Below are 15,451 nucleotides of genomic sequence, written 5' to 3'. Positions count from 1 at the left end.
CGTCGAGCGCAGGTGAGGAATCCGGATGGGGGACATATCGCGCCGGTCGGTGCTTGCCGCGGCCGGGACGGCGGGTCTCGTGCTCGCCACCGCGGGGACGGCACGGGCGGCCGGTCGCCCGGCCGGAGCAGCTTCGGCCGCCGGGCCCGGGACGAGCCGGGTGCGGCTCACCCTGCCGGTGCCGACCGGTCCGCGGCGGATCGGAACCACCTCGCTGCATCTGATCGACCGTTCGCGCCGGGACCCGTGGGTCTCACCCGCCTCGCCCCGCGAACTGATGATCAGCGTGTGGTACCCGGCGTCGGACACCCACGGCCACCGGCGCGCCCCCTGGCTCCCGCCGGCGGCGACGGCGCTGTACAGGCGAAAGGTCGGCCAGGACCTCCGGACGCCGATGGACAACGTCGGCTTCCCGGTGACGCATGCCCGGCAGGACGCCCCCGTGGAGGTGCGCCGCCACGGCCATCCCGTGGTGCTCTTCTCCCCGGGCCTCAACACGATGCGAGCCATGGGCACCTCGCTGGTCGAGGACCTGGCCGCGCACGGGTACGCGGTGGTGACGATCGACCACACCCATGAGGCCTCGATCGTGGAGTTCCCCGGCGGCAGGGTGGAGGTGGGCCCGGACCCGGACCCGCTCGATGCGTTGCGGGTCCGCCAGGACGACACCCGGTTCGTCCTGGACGAACTGGAACGGCTGAACGCGGGCAGGAACCCCGACGCCGAGGGCCGCCGGCTGCCCCACCGCCTGCGGGGTTCCCTCGATCTGTCCAGGACCGGGATGTTCGGGCACTCGATCGGCGGCGACACTGCGGCGGGGGCCATGGCACGGGACCGCCGCATCCTCGCCGGCGTCGACCTGGACGGCAGCGTCAACGGGACGGTCAAGGACACCGGGCTCGACCGCCCGTTCCTGCTGATGGGCAATGCCACCCACGGGCGCCACAACGACCCGTCCTGGACGGCTTTCTGGTCGCACCTGCGCGGCTGGCGGCTCGAACTGCGGCTGCGCGACTCCGCACACCTCACCTACACGGACATGTCCCCGCTGGCGCAACAGCTGGAAAGGGCGCTCCCGCTGCCGCCGGAGGCGGTCGCCGCCCTCACCAACTCCATCGGGACGATCGACGCCGGCCGGGCCGTCGCCGCCCAACGCGCCTACCTGCGCGCGTTCTTCGACCTCCATCTGCGGGGCAGGGACGGCCATCTGCTGTCCGGGCCGTCCCCGCGCTACCCCGACATCGCGTTCATCCCCTGAGGAAGGCGGTGCCGCTCGCGACCGTACGGAGCACCCGAACGTCCGCGTGGCTACCGCACGTCCGCCGGCTCCTGGCGGCTGTCGGACCACGCCTCCCAGAGCGCCGCGTACCGGCCGCCCGCCGCGACGAGTTCGTCATGGCTGCCGGTCTCCACGATCCGGCCCTCGTCGAGGACGACGACGCGGTCGGCGGTCGCCGCCTGGGGGAGCCGGTGCGCGACCACCAGGCCCGTACGCCCCTCCAGTGCCCGCAGGGCCGCCTCCTCCAGAACCCGCGCGCCGGCGCTGCCCGCGTCGGCGGTGGCCTCGTCGAGGATCGCGATCGGCGGGTCCGCGAGGACGAGCCGGGCCAGCGCGAGATGCTGCGCCTGGGTCACCGTCAGCCGGTGTCCGCCCTCGCCCACGACCGTGTCCAGTCCGTCGGCCAGCGCCTGGGCCCACTCCAGGGCGCCGACCCGGGACAGCGCCGCGCGCACCTCCTCGTCGGTGGCCCCGGGGCGGGCGAGGCGCAGGTCCTCGGCCAGCGGGCCCGCGAACACGTGCACCTCCTGGCTGATCAGCGTCACCGCGCGCCGCACCCCCGCGGCGCCCAGCTCGGCCGCGTCGACCCCGCCCAGCGCGACGGTCCCGCCGTGCGGCTCGTGGACGCCCGCGATGACCTTGGCCAGCGTCGTCTTGCCGGCGCCGCTGGCACCCACCAGGGCCACCCGTTCCCCGCCGCGCACCTTCAGATCGACCTTCCGCAGCACGGGAGCCCCGGCGCCGTAGGCGTAGCTGAGCGCGCTCACCTTCACCGAACCGTCCGCCGGAGCACGGCCGCCCGGCGCGGTCCGCTCGGCGGGCAGCTCGGACAGTCCGACCAGCCGGGCGAAGCTGGCGCCCGCCGACTGCGCGTCGTCGATGAGGAACAGCGTGGCGTTGACGGGGTTGAAGAGGCTGTGGAAGTACAGCGCGGCGGCGGTGGCCGTACCGATGCTCACCGAGCCGTTGTCCACCAGCAGGAAGCCCGCGCCGAGCATGGCCGCCAGGCCGATGTACTCGGCCAGGTTCAGCCGCGAGAAGAAGCCGGTGACGATGTGGATGCCGTCCAGCGCGAGGTTCCGTGCCGACGCGGAGCGCTGCTCCAGCAGGGCGGTGTGCGCGCGGTTCAGCCGGAAGGCCCGTACGGTACGCACCCCGCCGACGCTGTCGAGCAACTGGTGCTGGAGCGCGCCGGTCGCGACGCGGTGCTCGGCGTACACCGGAGCGGCCCGGCGCAGGTACCAGCGCACGGACAGCACCTGCACCGGCGTCGCCAGCAGCGCCGCCACCAGGAACCGCCAGTCCAGCACGGCGAGTCCGACGAAGGTCAGCACGATGGTCAACGCGGAGCGGGTGAACTCGGGCAGTGCCTGGCGCACCGACTTCGCGATCATGGAGACATCGCTGGTGACCCGGGAGACCAGATCGCCCGAACCGGCCGCCTCGACGCGCTCCAGCGGCAGCCGCAGCGCCCGTTCGATGAACTGCTCGCGCACCGCGGCGAGTACGGTCTCGCCGAGCCGGGCCACGAGCGTGCTGCCGACCGCGGCGGCGCCGCCGCGCACCAGGGCCACCACGATGAGCAGCACCAGGGGCACCGTCAGCGCCCGCGAACCCCGCCGCTCCACCACCAGGTCCACGATGTGGCCGAGCAGGGGAGCGGTCAGCAGACCGATTCCGGTCCCGGCGACCAGCACGGTGACGGCGGCCGCGGTCAGCCGCCGGTGGCCGCGCAGCATGACGCGCAGCGCCGTGAGGCTCTCCGCGGCGCTCGCCGTCGGCAGCAGCTCACGGTCCCCGCCGGGTGTGCTCATGACCGCTTCCCCCTCTTCCTCCGCGTGCGTGTCCGTGTCTTGCGCGCGGTCCTCGTACGTGGACGTCATGCGAGCACCGCCGCCCGGTACCGCTCGTCACCCGCGACGAGTTCGCTGTGGTGGCCGTCCGCGGTGACCGTGCCCTCGTCGAGGACCACCACCCGGTCGGTGACCGCGAGGAGGGCCGGGCTGGTCGTGATCAGCACGGTGGTGCGCCCGTGGCGGATCTCCCGCAGCCGGGCGGCGATCCGGGACTCGGTGACGGTGTCCACGGCGGTGGTCGGGTCGTGCAGCACGAGTACCGCGCTGTCGGCGGCGAGGGCGCGGGCGAGTGCGACGCGCTGTCGCTGGCCGCCGGAGAGGGACCGGCCGCGTTCGGCGAGGACGGTGTCGCCGCCGTCGGGCAGCAGCCGGGCGACCTCGTCTGCCGCCGAAGCGGCGAGGGCCTCGTCGACCGGGGCCGCGTCGTCGTGGGCGCCGGCCCGTACGTTGTCCAGCAGGCTGGTCTCGAACAGGTCGGCGTCGTGGTGGGCGACCAGGACGGCGCGGCGCAGCCCGTCGGGGCCGAGTGCGGTCAGTGGTACGCCGTCGAGCTCGATCAGTCCGTCGGCGGGGTCCCGCTCCCTGGCCAGGCAGAGCAGCAGATCGGCCGCCGCGGACGGATCCCCGGTGACCACTCCGATCAGTTCGCCCGGCCGGATGTCGAGATCGACCCCGCGCAGCGAGCCGAGCCGGACCCCGCTGAGGCGCAGATGTCCGGTGGCGCCGTCGGACACCGCGGACTCGCCGCCCTCGACGGCCGCGGGCGAGTCCAGCACCTCGGCGATCCGGCGTGCGGAGGCGCGGCCCTGGGCGAACTCGGCGTTGACGTAGGTGAGCAGCTGGAACGGGCCGAGGAGGAACTGGGCCAGGCCCACCGCCGCCACCAGGTCGCCGATGCTGATGCTGCCGCGCATGGCGAGGTAGGCGCCCACGATGCCGATGACCGCGATGAAGACGCCCGTCAGCGAGAGGACGGCGCCCTCGTGACCGGCCCGGCTGCGGGCCGCCCGCAGCGCCGCGGCGAGCGAGTCCTGGCTGGTGGTGCGGTAGCGGGCGACGGCGGCCGACTCGGCGCCCATGCCCTTGAGGACACGGAGTCCGGCGACCAGGTCGGCGGCGACGCCCGAGGCGTGCGCGGCCCGTTCCTGTTCGGTCTCGCTGCGTCGTTCGAGCGGCCGGCTGATGCGGTGCCCGAGCCACAGCAGCGGGGGGATGCCCAGCAGGACGAGGAGTCCGAGCGGGACGGAGATCCTCAGCAGCGCCACCGAGCTGATCACCAGCGCCGAGGTCGCCGCGACCCCGTACGCCAGGACCGTCGCCACCGAGCCCACCCGGCGGGCGTCGTTGGTGGCGATGCTGGTGAGCGCGCCGGGCAGCCGGTTCGCGTCGGCGCCGCCGCGCGGGTCGAGCACCCGGGCGCCGAGCTCCATCCGGAGCCGGTGCGCGGCGCGTTCGCCCGCCCCCTCGGCGAGCCGGGCGCTGGTCCGGTAGCAGTTCGACAGCACCAGGAACAGCCCCGCGAGCACCAGGAGCCAGCGCAGTAGCGCGTGGGAGGAGCCGGTGGCCACCGCCGTGTCGATGGCCGCGCCGATGACGACGGGGACCAGGGCCTCACACCCCTGGTGCACCGCGCCGAGCAGGGACGCGGTGGCGACTCGCCGCCGCTGCCCCCTGATCGCCCTGCGGAGGACGTTCCCCCCGGTCGGTCCTCCACCTGGCATGCGGGCCTCCGCGAAGAGTCTGAGAAAGTTAGGTAAGGCTACTCTAAATGAGTGGTCGCGATGTGCTGTCGCCCGCGATGCCCCCGGTCACGGCGGTGTGCGCCATTTCGCGGGCGGGGGACGCTCGTTGACCGTGCGGCACTGTTCGGTTAGCCTCACCTAAGTTGCATCCCGGGGTCTCTGCGTCACATTCCGGCGCCCTATCGCTCGCGGTGCACCCGAACCGCCGTCAGGGGGAGTTGTCGTTGTCGGTCGAAACCCGGACGGCTCCCGAGGACCGGGCCGTCGCCCCCGATGCCCCGCCGCCCGCCCGGACCGCGAACACCCTGCGGGCCCTGGGGCTCCTCGCTGCGCTGGGCGCCCTCGTCCTGGTCGGACTGCTCAGCGTGTGGGTGGGCACCCGCGGTATCCCGTTCACCGCCACCTGGAGCGTGCTCTGGCACCCCGACGGCTCCGAGACCTCGATCATCATCCATGACTACCGCATTCCGCGGACGCTCCTGGGACTGCTCGTGGGCATGGCCCTCGGCCTGTCCGGTGCGCTGATGCAGGCACTGACCCGCAACCCGCTCGCCGACCCGGGAATCCTCGGCATCAGCCTGGGCGCCTCCGCCGGAGTCGTCGTGGCCATCGCCTTCCTCGGGGTGGGCTCGGTCCTCGGCTATGTGTGGTTCGCCTTCATCGGCGCGGCCGTCGCCTCGGTCGCCGTCTACCTCCTGGGCTCATCGGGCCGCACCCTGGCCACCCCCGACCGGCTGGTCGTGGCCGGGGCGGCGATGACCGCGGTCCTGTACGCCTTCAACTCGGCGGTGCTGCTGCTCAATCCGCGCGCCTTCGACCAGTACCGCTTCTGGACGGTGGGTTCCCTGGCCGGCCGGTACTACGACGTCATCCACGTCATCCTGCCGTTCATCGCGGTGGGCCTCCTGATCGCCCTCGGCCTCGCCCCCTCGCTCAACGCCCTCGCGATGGGCGACCAGCTCGGCCGGGCCCTGGGCCTGAACGTCGGCCGCACCCGGGTGCTGGGCGCCGTCGCCGTCATGCTGCTGTGCGGCGCCGCCACCGCCGCCGCCGGACCGATCGGCTTCGTCGGCCTCGCGGTGCCGCACGTCGCCCGGTTCGTCGTCGGCCCCGACCAGCGCTGGGTGCTGACGTACTCGATGCTGCTCGCCCCGGTCCTGCTGATCGGCGCGGACGTCCTGGGCCGGGTGCTGGGGGCGCCGGGCGAGGTCCAGGTGGGGATCATCACCGCGTTCCTCGGGGCGCCGCTGTTCATCGCCCTGTGCCGCCGCCGAAAGCTGGTCATGCTGTGAGCGCCGTACGGGAGAAGGGACCGTCCGGCACCGGTACGGACACCGGGGAGCCGCGGGTCGTCAGCGGACTGGTGCTGCGCACCCGGCCGGGCGGGCTGTCCGTCCGGGTCCAGGGGCGCGTCCTCGTGGTGACGGCCGTGATGCTCGTCGCCCTCGTCGCGGTCGCGCTCGTCACCCTCACCACCGGCGACTTCGAACTCTCCGTCGGTGAGGTCGTGCGGGCCGTGTTCGGCCACGGCTCCGGCGGCGCCGACTTCATCGTCAACACTCTGCGTATGCCACGCCTGTTGACCGCGATGTGCGTGGGCGCGGCCCTCGCCGTCAGCGGAGCCGTCCTGCAGAGCCTGACCGGCAACTCCCTCGGCAGCCCGGACATCATCGGCTTCACCAACGGCTCGGCCGTCGGGGCGCTCCTCGTCATCATCGTGCTGCACGGCAGCATGACCCAGATCGCGGTGGGCGCGCTGATCGGCGGCCTCGCCACCGCCGCCGCCATGTACCTCCTCATGCTGGGCAGAGGACTTCAGGGCTTCCGGCTGGTCGTCGTCGGCATCGGTGTCAGCGCACTGCTGCTCGCCGTCAACTCGTACCTGATCACCCGGGCGACCTGGCAGGAGGCACTGGAGGCGCAGGCGTGGCTGATCGGCAGTCTCACCAACCGGGGCTGGCAGCAGGCGAACACCATCGCGATCGCCGTCCTCGTCCTGCTCCCGCCCGCCTTCTTCCTCTCCCGCCGGCTCTCCATGGTGGAGATGGGTGACGTCACGGCCATGGCGCTCGGCGTCGACGTGGCGCGCACCCGGGCGCTGCTGCTCGTCATCAGCGTCGCTCTCGCCGCCTTCGCCACGGCGGTGACCGGGCCCATCTGGTTCATCGCGCTGGCGGCGCCCCAGCTCGCCCGGCGGCTGACCCGGGCATCGGGCCCCGCGCTGGTCCCCGCCGCGCTCATGGGCGCCCTGCTGCTGGCCGCGAGCGACCTGCTGGCGCAGCGCCTCTTCGCCCCCTCGCTGCTCCCGGTCGGCACGGCGACCGGGACCATCGGCGGGCTGTACCTCATCTGGCTGCTGATCACCGAGTCGCGAAAGAGCCGCGCATGACCCGAAAGACGCCACGCACGACACGCGTGTCCGAGACGACCGGTCCGAGCGCGGACTCCGCGACGGCGGAGGGGACTTGTATGAACGGGACATCCCCGGCGGCGGTCGCGCGACTGCGGGCCGAGGACCTGACGCTCTCCTACGAGCAGCGGACCGTGGTCAGTTCGCTCGGCGTGGAGATCCCCGACCGCTCCTTCACCGTCATCATCGGGCCGAACGCCTGCGGGAAGTCCACTCTCCTCAAGGCGCTCGCACGGATGCTCAAACCCCGCTCCGGACAGGTGTATCTCGACGGCGCGGGCATCGCCACCTACCGCTCGCGCGAGGTCGCCCGCCGGCTGGGCCTGCTCCCGCAGTCCTCGACCGCGCCCGGCGGCATCACCGTGGGGGACCTGGTGGCGCGCGGCCGCTATCCGCACCAGGGAATGCTGAAGCAGTGGTCCGCCGACGACGAGGCGGCCGTTCTGGAGGCGATGCGGCAGACCGGTGTGCTGGATCTCGCCGACCGCCCGGTCGACGACCTCTCCGGCGGTCAGCGTCAGCGGGTCTGGCTCTCCATGGTGCTGGCGCAGCAGACCCCGATCCTGCTCCTGGACGAGCCCACCACCTTCCTCGACATCGCCCACCAGGTCGAAGTGCTGGATCTCTGCGCCGACTTGCACGCCCGCAAGGGGCACACCGTGGTGGCGGTGCTGCACGACCTCAACCAGGCGTGCCGTTACGCCACCCACCTCATCGTGATGCGGCCGGGCGGCACGATCGCGGCCGAGGGCGCCCCGGCCACCGTCATGACCGCCGCACTGGTCGAGGACGTGTTCGGGCTGCCCTGCCGGATCATCGACGACCCCGAGACCGGCACGCCCCTGATGGTGCCTGCCGCGCCGCAGCGGTACGTTCCCGAGGACCGCACGACCCGGCGGGAGGGCCCCGGCGCCCCCGTCGAATCCCTGATGGCCGAGACCGGCCGCAGCGTGCGCTGAGGGCTCCGGCGCCGGAGCAACACCGGCACCGGAGCGTCGACTTGGTAAATCAACTTAGGCGAGGCTAACCTAGCTTTCATGGTTCACCGGGGTGTGCGGCGATCCGGCCGCCCTTCGCACACGGTGGAACCCGAGGAAGGACTGCCTTGATCACCGCCACGCCGCACCCCGCCGCCGCGCTGACGCCTACCCCGGACGCGCCCCTTCCCGACGCGCTCCGGTTGCGCCGGGCGGGCCCCGGGGACGCCGTCGCACTCGTCGCACTCTCCGAGCCGTTCGTCCGCTCGGGTGCGCTGCGCGGGCGGCCCTTCGAGGTCTACGCGGCCCGAGCTGCCGACTTCCTGGTCTCCGAGGAGCCCGATGGCGCCCTGCGGGGCTGCCTCGCGCTGCGCGTCCACCCCGACACGGATGATCACGGCCCGGCGGCCGCGGGGGTCCTGTACAACTTCTGTGTCGCCCGGCAGCGGCAGGGCGGCGGTCTGGGCGCACGGCTGCTGGGCGCGGCACTCGCCGGGGCGCGGGCGCAGTCGCTGGGGGCCCTGTTCACCGCGACGACCGGCAGCGGGCGCCTCTTCCTCCGCCACGGCTTCGCCCCCGTCCGTCCGGCTGCGGCTCCGCGCGCCTGGGCGCGCACCCTGGATCCCCGGCGGGGTGCGCGTGTTCTGGCCCGCACGCTGTGACGACGGGTGGCGGGCCCCGGGACCCGCCGCCATGTGTGCGTCAGGCGTCCGGGAGGACGGTGGTCCCGGGGCTCCTCCCGTCCAGGACGGCACGCAGTACGGCGTGCGGCACGCGGCCGTCCAGTACGTGTGCCCGTCCCACCCCGGCGCGGACCGCCCGCAGGCAGCCCTCCATCTTCGGGAGCATCCCGCTCGCCAGCCCCGGCAGCAGACCGCCCAGCTCCGCCGCCGTCAGGCGCTCGACGACCTCGGTGCTGTGCGGCCAGTCCGCGTACAGTCCCTCGACATCGGTGAGCATCACCAGCCGCTCGGCGCCGAGCGCGACCGCCAGGGCCGAAGCGGCGAGATCGGCGTTGACGTTGTAGACCTCCCCCTCCGTGCCGCGTGCGAGGGGTGACACCACCGGGATGCGCCCCAGCTCCAGCAGTGAACGGACGGTGTCCGGCGCCACGTTCACGATGTCACCGACCAGGCCGATGTCCACCGGCAGCCCGTTCACCCGGCCGGACCTGCGCACCGCCGTCATGGTGTGGGCGTCCTCGCCCGACAGGCCCACGGCGAAGGGGCCATGTGCGTTGATGGCACCGACCAGTTCGCGCTGGACCCGCCCGGTCAGCACCATCCGCACCACGTCGAGGGTCTCCTCGGTGGTCACCCGCAGACCGCCCTCGAAGCGGACTTCCAGTCCGAGGCGGTCGAGCATCGCGCTGATCTGCGGGCCCCCGCCATGCACGACCACCGGGGACAGGCCGGCGTGCCACAGCTCCACGACGTCGCGGGCGAACGCCTCCTGGAGCGATGCGTCCACCATGGCGTTGCCGCCGAACTTGACCACCACGACCCGGCTCCGCAGCTCCTTGGGCGCGGCGGGACCCGTGCGGGGGCGCGGCTGTGTCTCGCTCCCGAGCCGCGGTGACTGTTCATGGACGCCGGCTCCGGCCGTCGCGACCCGTACGGTCATCTTGTTCCGTCTCTCCTGAGGCCTGAGGGGGACGCCGTCACGCGTCGTGGTGGACCCGGCCGAGCAGCAGATCGCGCAGCAGGCCGTCCGTCGTGCGGACCACCGCACTGCGAGCCGCCCAGCGAAGCGCCATGGAGTGCTCCTCGGCGGAGAAGTCGGCCACGGCATCCGCGACGACGAAGGGCTGAATATCGTTCATGAAGGCGTCCGCGGCCGTCAGCAGGACGCCCAGTGCACGCCGCACACGATCAGCTGATCGCGGCCCGTCGAGCGCAGCAGCCGGCCGAGATGGCTGTGCAGAAAGGCGATGGGGCGCACATTTGGGCAGCACGTGCTCGCCGGGCCGGGGCGCCAGGGCCTCGATGACGGCGGAATCCCCGGGTCCGTCGCCGATGCCGGGACCCCACACGTCGGCGACGAGCCCCCGCCCGCCGGGCGACTGGGCGGCGGGCTCGGCGCTGAAGACGACCGGGATGCCGAGCGTTCCGGCGAGTTCCCGCAACGTGGCGATGTTCTCGACCAGTTGGACGACCGGGGAGCGCCCGGCCGGGAACGCCCGCACGAAGTGGTTCTGCATGTCGTGGACGAGCAGAGCGGCCCGCCCGGGGTCGATGGTCCAGGAGGGCCAGGAACGGGGGAGGGCCGTACCGTCGGGCATCTCGTAGGACTCGATGACTGGCAGGCCCATGACCGGCCCCTCCCCTGATGATCCGGTGATCCGGCCGTGGCGCGAGGATTCAATGAAACTTAGTGAAGCCTAACCTAAGTTGACGGCTGTCAGGGCTGTCAGGGCTGTCACGGGTGTGAAGGGTGGTGCTGGTGTGGGCAGCTTCGGGGTGCGGTGAGGAGCCGCCGGATCTGCTCGCCGGCGTCGGTGGCGTCGTGCGCGAGTGCCGGGAAGAGCAACTGGAGGTCGCAGTGGCCGGATTCGTACTCGCAGCGCAGGGTGATGCCGTGGCGGTCCAGGGCGAGGGGGAGTGACCGGATCATGCCGCGCGGCAGACGGGAACCCGCGAGTCCGAGCAGGTCGGCCATCAACTCCTCGTGGGAGTCGGCCAGATGGGTCAGCATGGCGGCCTCCTCGACCGCCAGCGGGTCGGGCTCGGCGAGGGCGACCCCGTCCAGACCGACGTCCGTCGCACCCGCCGGGGTCCGCAGGGAGACCCGCGCCGCGTCGAGCCGCAGTGCGCCGCCGCCCGCCGGTGTCAGCCGGCCGGAGAGCGTCACCCTGGCGCGGACGCGGTCGCGCAGCGGGGTGGGGGCGATGTCGGTGAACTCCAGCAGGGCGGCAAGGCTGCGCAGGGGCGCGTCGGCGGCTTCCTGGGTCAGGCGGCTGTCCGGGCGGGGGTGGAGGGTGACCTGCCCCTTGGTGTTGACCGAGTGCAGTCCGATCAGGTCGTACGCCTGTCCGGTCGTGGTGAGGGACAGTGAGGTCGCGCGGGACAGTACCGTGCGGACCTGCTCCGCGTCGGTCGGCCCGGTCGGGGTGGTGTCTGCGTCGGCGTCGGTGTTCAAGGGGGCTCCCTGCGAAACGGATTCAAGTTAGGTAAGCCTAACCTTATTTTCATGGTCATGTGTCGCCCTGGCGCGACGCGCTGCGGAGAATCGCTGGGGGCGCTTCCGGTGTGGGTGGCCGAGGGGGTTCGACGGCGACGGCCCGCGCGCCGCGTTCCGCCGACGCCGCGACCGTGTGACCGTACGAGGCACAGCTCATCGAATGGGGGACGAGCAAGTGGGCCGTCCCGGGAGGACTTTGATGAACATCACCTTGCGGGTGGACGCGACGCCGTCCGCCCCCGCGCTCCTGCTGCGCCCCTGGGTCGACGGGGACATCGAGCCGCTGACCGAGGCGTTCCGCGATCCCGCGCTGCGCCGTGGGGCGGGCGGCCCCTTGGAGACCCCTGAGGAGGTGCGGGGGTGGCTGGAGCTTCAGCGGCGCGGCTGGGTCACCGGCGAACGGCTGGGCTTCGCCGTCCACGAGGATCAGCCCGGCCCCGGCGAGGGCCGGCTGGTGGGCAGCGTGGCCCTCAAGGAGGCCGGTTACGGCCGGGAGTCCGCAGAGGTCGGCTACTGGACGGCGGCGCACGCCCGGGGGCGCGGAGTGGCTCCTCGTGCGCTGGAGGCCCTCACCGGCTGGGCCTTGCAGGCCTTCGCGGCCGAAGGCCTGCAAAGCGTCAGGCTGCTCCACCAGGTGGACAATCTCGCCTCGTGCCGCGTCGCGGAGAAGGCCCGGTACGAGTTTCGCCAGGTCCTTCCGGCCCAGCCGCCCTCCTTTCCGAGGGACGGCCACTTGCATGTGCGGCACGCCGGCGGCCCGGCCTGATGGGCGGCAAGGGGCAAGGGGTGGCGGGTCCGTGACGAAACAGACGTCATGAGGCCGATGGTCGCGGCCCCGGATCGGGCGTGGCGCCTTTGACTCTTGTCCGCGCGGCGCCCGTCGTCACTTCGCCGGGAGTGACGGCATGGACACCTGAGGCATGTCGGCCCAAGCCGGACGGGGTGAGGGCGCGGGCGTGCACTGGTACAGACCAGGGTCTTGACAGTCCATTGGTTCACTTCTTAAATCACGTAGTGAATTAAGTGTCCGTGCACAGCAGTCCCACCGTGCCCCCACAGCAATTCCACAGCACGTGCCTGCATCCCCACCCGCACTCGCCCCACTTCCTGAACGGCACCCCGCCCCGGTCGGCGCAGCTTCGGCATGCCCCAATGCGCCCTGGTCTGTCATGTCATCTCATGTCAGGCTCTCTTCCCCCTCATGCACCGGAAGGGAGAGTCATGGACTCCCCACGCTTGTCGCGGCGTCTGCTGCGCTCCGCACTCTCGGCTCTGACCCTCGCCCTGGTCACGTCCGCCCTCGTGGGCGGCGGCGCCCCGGCGCGGTCACCCGCCCTCTCGGGCGCCGCGGCCTCGGCCACCATGACGTTCGACGAGGAGTTCGACGGTTCGGCCGGCTCGGCGGTCAACGGCTCCAGATGGCAGATCGAGACCGGTGACAACGTCAACAATCACGAGCGGCAGTACTACACGGCGGGCAACAACAACGCCGCGCTGGACGGCCAGGGCCATCTGGTCATCACCGCGCGCAAGGAGAACCCGAACAACTACCAGTGCTGGTACGGCACCTGTCAGTACACCTCGGCCCGGCTGAACACCTCGGGGAAGTTCACCCAGGCCTACGGTCACGTCGAGGCCCGGATGAAGGTCCCGCGCGGACAGGGCATGTGGCCCGCGTTCTGGATGCTCGGCGACGACATCGGACAGGTCGGCTGGCCCAACTCCGGCGAGATCGACATCATGGAGAACGTCGGCTTCGAGCCCTCCACCGTCCACGGCACCCTGCACGGCCCCGGCTACTCCGGCTCCGCCGGCATCGGCGCCGGATACACCCTCCCCGGCGGCCAGGCCTTCGCCGACGACTTCCACACCTTCGCCATCGACTGGGCCCCCGACTCCGTCACCTGGTCCGTCGACGGCAACGTCTACCAGCACCGCACCCCCGCCGACACCGGCGGCAACACCTGGGCCTTCAACAAGCCCTTCTTCCTCATCCTCAACCTCGCCGTCGGCGGCTACTGGCCCGGCGACCCCGACAACAACACCACCTTCCCCCAGCAACTCGTCGTCGACCACGTACGCGTCACCGCCAACGACACCCAGCCCCCGGCCGGTTCGGGGACCATCACCGGCCTGGCCGGCAAGTGCGTCGACGTGGCCGCGGCGAGCAGTGCCAACGGCACTCCCGTACAGCTCTACGACTGCAACGGCACCGCCGCCCAGAAGTGGAGCGTCGGCGGCGACGGGACGATCAGGGCGCTGGGCAAGTGTCTTGACGTCGCGTCGGGCGGTACGGCGGACGGGACCGTCGTTCAGCTGTGGGACTGCAACGGCTCGGCGGCCCAGCGGTGGGCTGTCAGTGGTGCGCACGACATCGTGAACCCGCAGGCGGACAAGTGCCTGGACGTCACGGGGAACAGTTCGGCCAACGGCACCCGGCTCCAGATCTGGACCTGCACCGGTGCCGCCAACCAGAAGTGGACGGTGAACAGTTGATGCGCCGAGAGCTGCTGCGCGGGCACGCCCCCGCCGTACGGAGCGCCCTGGGAGTCGTGGCCGCCGCCGCCCTCCTCGCCGGGCTGACCGGCTCGCCCGCCCTGGGCGCGGCGACGGCCACCGGACAGATCACCGGGGTCGGCGGCAAGTGCGTCGACGTCGCCGCGGGTGCCACGGCCAACGGCACTCCCGTACAGCTCTACGACTGCAACGGCACCGCTGCCCAGCAGTGGAGCCTGGGCAGCGACGGGACGGTCAAGGCGCTGGGCAAGTGTCTTGACGTCGCGTCGGGCGGTACGGCGGACGGGACCGTCGTTCAGCTGTGGGACTGCAACGGCTCGGCGGCCCAGCGGTGGGCTGTCAGTGGTGCGCACGACATCGTGAACCCGCAGGCGGACAAGTGCCTGGATGCCACGGGGAACAGTTCGGCCAACGGCACCCGGCTCCAGATCTGGACCTGCACCGGTGCCGCCAACCAGAAGTGGACCGCGCCCGCCGTCGAGGGCGGAGGCGGGGGAGACCCGGCCACTCCCGGGGCCATGGCGGTCGCGCCGTACCTCTACAACGGCTGGGGCAGCCCGCCCAGCCCGACCACTGTCATGAACGCCACCGGCGTCAAGTGGTTCACGCTCGCCTTCGTCCTCAGCAACGGCTACTGCAACCCGCAGTGGGACGGCGGCAGGCCGCTGACCGGCGGTGTCGACCAGCAGACGATCAACACGGTCCGGGGTGCCGGCGGCGATGTCATCCCGTCCTTCGGCGGCTGGAGCGGCAACAAGCTGGAGAGCTCGTGCTCCAGTGCGGGCGAGCTGGCGGCGGCGTACCAGAAGGTGATCAGCGCCTACGGCCTGAAGGCGATCGACATCGACATCGAGGCCGACGCGTACGCCAGCGCCACGGTGCAGCAGCGCACGGTCGACGCGCTGAAGACCGTCAAGGCCAACAACCCGGGCATCAAGGTGTACGTCACCTTCGGTACCGGCCAGAGCGGGCCCGACGACAGCATGGTCCGCAAGGCGTCGGCCTCCGGGCTGACCGTGGACAGCTGGACGATCATGCCGTTCGACTTCGGCGGGGCGGGCCAGAACATGGGCAACCTCACCGTCAGCGCGGCCGAAGGGCTGAAGAACGTCGTCAAGAGCGCCTACGGATACACGGACGACCAGGCGTACCGGCACACGGGGATCTCCTCGATGAACGGCATCACCGACGACAACGAGACGGTGACGGTCGCGGACTTCCGCACCATCCTGGCCTACGCCCAGCAGCGCCATCTGGCCCGGCTCACCTTCTGGTCGGTCAACCGGGACCGCCCGTGCACCGGAGGCGGCGCGGACACCTGTTCGGGCGTCTCCCAGCAGCCCTGGGACTTCACGAAGGTGTTCGCCCAGTACGCCGGCTGACCGGCCCGTACGCCGCCTGACCGTTCTGACCGCACTGCCCGTCGCGCCGTCCGACCCGCACAGGAGACAACCGTGCTCAGATCTGTCCGAAAGCCTACCGGGGGCCGC

General features: G+C 72.1%; 13 protein-coding genes. 8 read left to right on the top strand and 5 right to left on the bottom strand.

Annotation, left to right across the window (positions count from 1 at the left end; translation table 11 throughout):
• Positions 1–25 precede the first annotated feature (25 nt).
• Complete coding sequence (locus tag AB0I52_RS12615; protein ID WP_363071677.1) at positions 26–1,258, top strand: lipase; 1,233 nt, start codon at positions 26–28, stop codon at positions 1,256–1,258.
• 50 nt (positions 1,259–1,308) lie between these two features.
• On the opposite strand, the gene AB0I52_RS12610 is transcribed toward AB0I52_RS12615, so the two are convergent.
• Positions 1,309–3,093 (bottom strand): ABC transporter ATP-binding protein, encoded by a 1,785-nt coding sequence (locus AB0I52_RS12610; protein WP_363071675.1) that lies wholly within the window; start codon positions 3,091–3,093, stop codon positions 1,309–1,311.
• 65 nt (positions 3,094–3,158) lie between these two features.
• The gene (locus AB0I52_RS12605) at positions 3,159–4,856 is read right to left on the bottom strand and encodes an ABC transporter ATP-binding protein (RefSeq protein ID WP_363071673.1); all 1,698 of its coding nucleotides are present in this window, start codon (positions 4,854–4,856) and stop codon (positions 3,159–3,161) included.
• Positions 4,857–5,101: 245 nt separating this feature from the next.
• Between AB0I52_RS12605 and AB0I52_RS12600 the strand changes: the two genes are divergently transcribed.
• The 4 genes from AB0I52_RS12600 to AB0I52_RS12585 all read left to right on the top strand — a co-directional run bounded on the left by AB0I52_RS12600 (position 5,102) and on the right by AB0I52_RS12585 (position 8,926).
• Complete coding sequence (locus AB0I52_RS12600) at positions 5,102–6,169, top strand: iron chelate uptake ABC transporter family permease subunit (protein ID WP_363071671.1); 1,068 nt, start codon at positions 5,102–5,104, stop codon at positions 6,167–6,169.
• On the top strand, positions 6,166–7,266 hold the full coding sequence (locus AB0I52_RS12595) for an iron chelate uptake ABC transporter family permease subunit (RefSeq protein ID WP_363071669.1): 1,101 nt from the start codon (positions 6,166–6,168) through the stop codon (positions 7,264–7,266). Before AB0I52_RS12600 ends, AB0I52_RS12595 begins: the two co-directional genes overlap by 4 nt.
• Positions 7,267–7,346: 80 nt before the next feature.
• Entirely contained in the window at positions 7,347–8,246 is a 900-nt protein-coding gene (locus AB0I52_RS12590; RefSeq protein ID WP_363071667.1) for an ABC transporter ATP-binding protein, read from the top strand.
• A gap of 179 nt (positions 8,247–8,425) precedes the next feature.
• Entirely contained in the window at positions 8,426–8,926 is a 501-nt protein-coding gene (locus AB0I52_RS12585) for a GNAT family N-acetyltransferase (RefSeq protein WP_363071786.1), read from the top strand.
• Between the two features lie 40 nt (positions 8,927–8,966).
• On the opposite strand, the gene argB is transcribed toward AB0I52_RS12585, so the two are convergent.
• The 3 genes from argB to AB0I52_RS12570 all read right to left on the bottom strand — a co-directional run bounded on the left by argB (position 8,967) and on the right by AB0I52_RS12570 (position 11,402).
• Complete coding sequence (argB, locus tag AB0I52_RS12580) at positions 8,967–9,887, bottom strand: acetylglutamate kinase (RefSeq protein WP_363071665.1); 921 nt, start codon at positions 9,885–9,887, stop codon at positions 8,967–8,969.
• A gap of 37 nt (positions 9,888–9,924) precedes the next feature.
• Positions 9,925–10,575 (bottom strand): isochorismatase family protein, encoded by a 651-nt coding sequence (locus AB0I52_RS12575; RefSeq protein ID WP_363071663.1) that lies wholly within the window; start codon positions 10,573–10,575, stop codon positions 9,925–9,927.
• Between the two features lie 107 nt (positions 10,576–10,682).
• Positions 10,683–11,402 carry a DUF2470 domain-containing protein gene (locus AB0I52_RS12570; RefSeq protein WP_363071661.1) on the bottom strand — a complete coding sequence of 240 codons (720 nt, stop codon included), beginning with the start codon at positions 11,400–11,402 and terminating at the stop codon, positions 10,683–10,685.
• A gap of 241 nt (positions 11,403–11,643) precedes the next feature.
• Between AB0I52_RS12570 and AB0I52_RS12565 the strand changes: the two genes are divergently transcribed.
• The 3 genes from AB0I52_RS12565 (at position 11,644) to AB0I52_RS12555 (ending at position 15,343) form a co-directional block, all read left to right on the top strand.
• A complete protein-coding gene (locus tag AB0I52_RS12565) occupies positions 11,644–12,210 on the top strand; it encodes a GNAT family N-acetyltransferase (protein WP_363071659.1) in 567 nt (188 codons plus the stop codon).
• A gap of 455 nt (positions 12,211–12,665) precedes the next feature.
• On the top strand, positions 12,666–13,940 hold the full coding sequence (locus AB0I52_RS12560; RefSeq protein ID WP_363071657.1) for a family 16 glycosylhydrolase: 1,275 nt from the start codon (positions 12,666–12,668) through the stop codon (positions 13,938–13,940).
• Positions 13,940–15,343: an RICIN domain-containing protein gene (locus tag AB0I52_RS12555; RefSeq protein WP_363071655.1), complete on the top strand. Its 1,404-nt coding sequence runs from the start codon at positions 13,940–13,942 to the stop codon at positions 15,341–15,343. The genes AB0I52_RS12560 and AB0I52_RS12555 overlap by 1 nt, the downstream gene beginning before the upstream one ends.
• The last annotated feature ends 108 nt before the right edge of the window (positions 15,344–15,451 follow it).

This window comes from Streptomyces sp. NPDC050423 (genome assembly GCF_040655445.1).
Lineage (GTDB): Bacteria > Actinomycetota > Actinomycetes > Streptomycetales > Streptomycetaceae > Streptomyces.
This window is presented reverse-complemented; position numbering and strand designations above follow the sequence as displayed.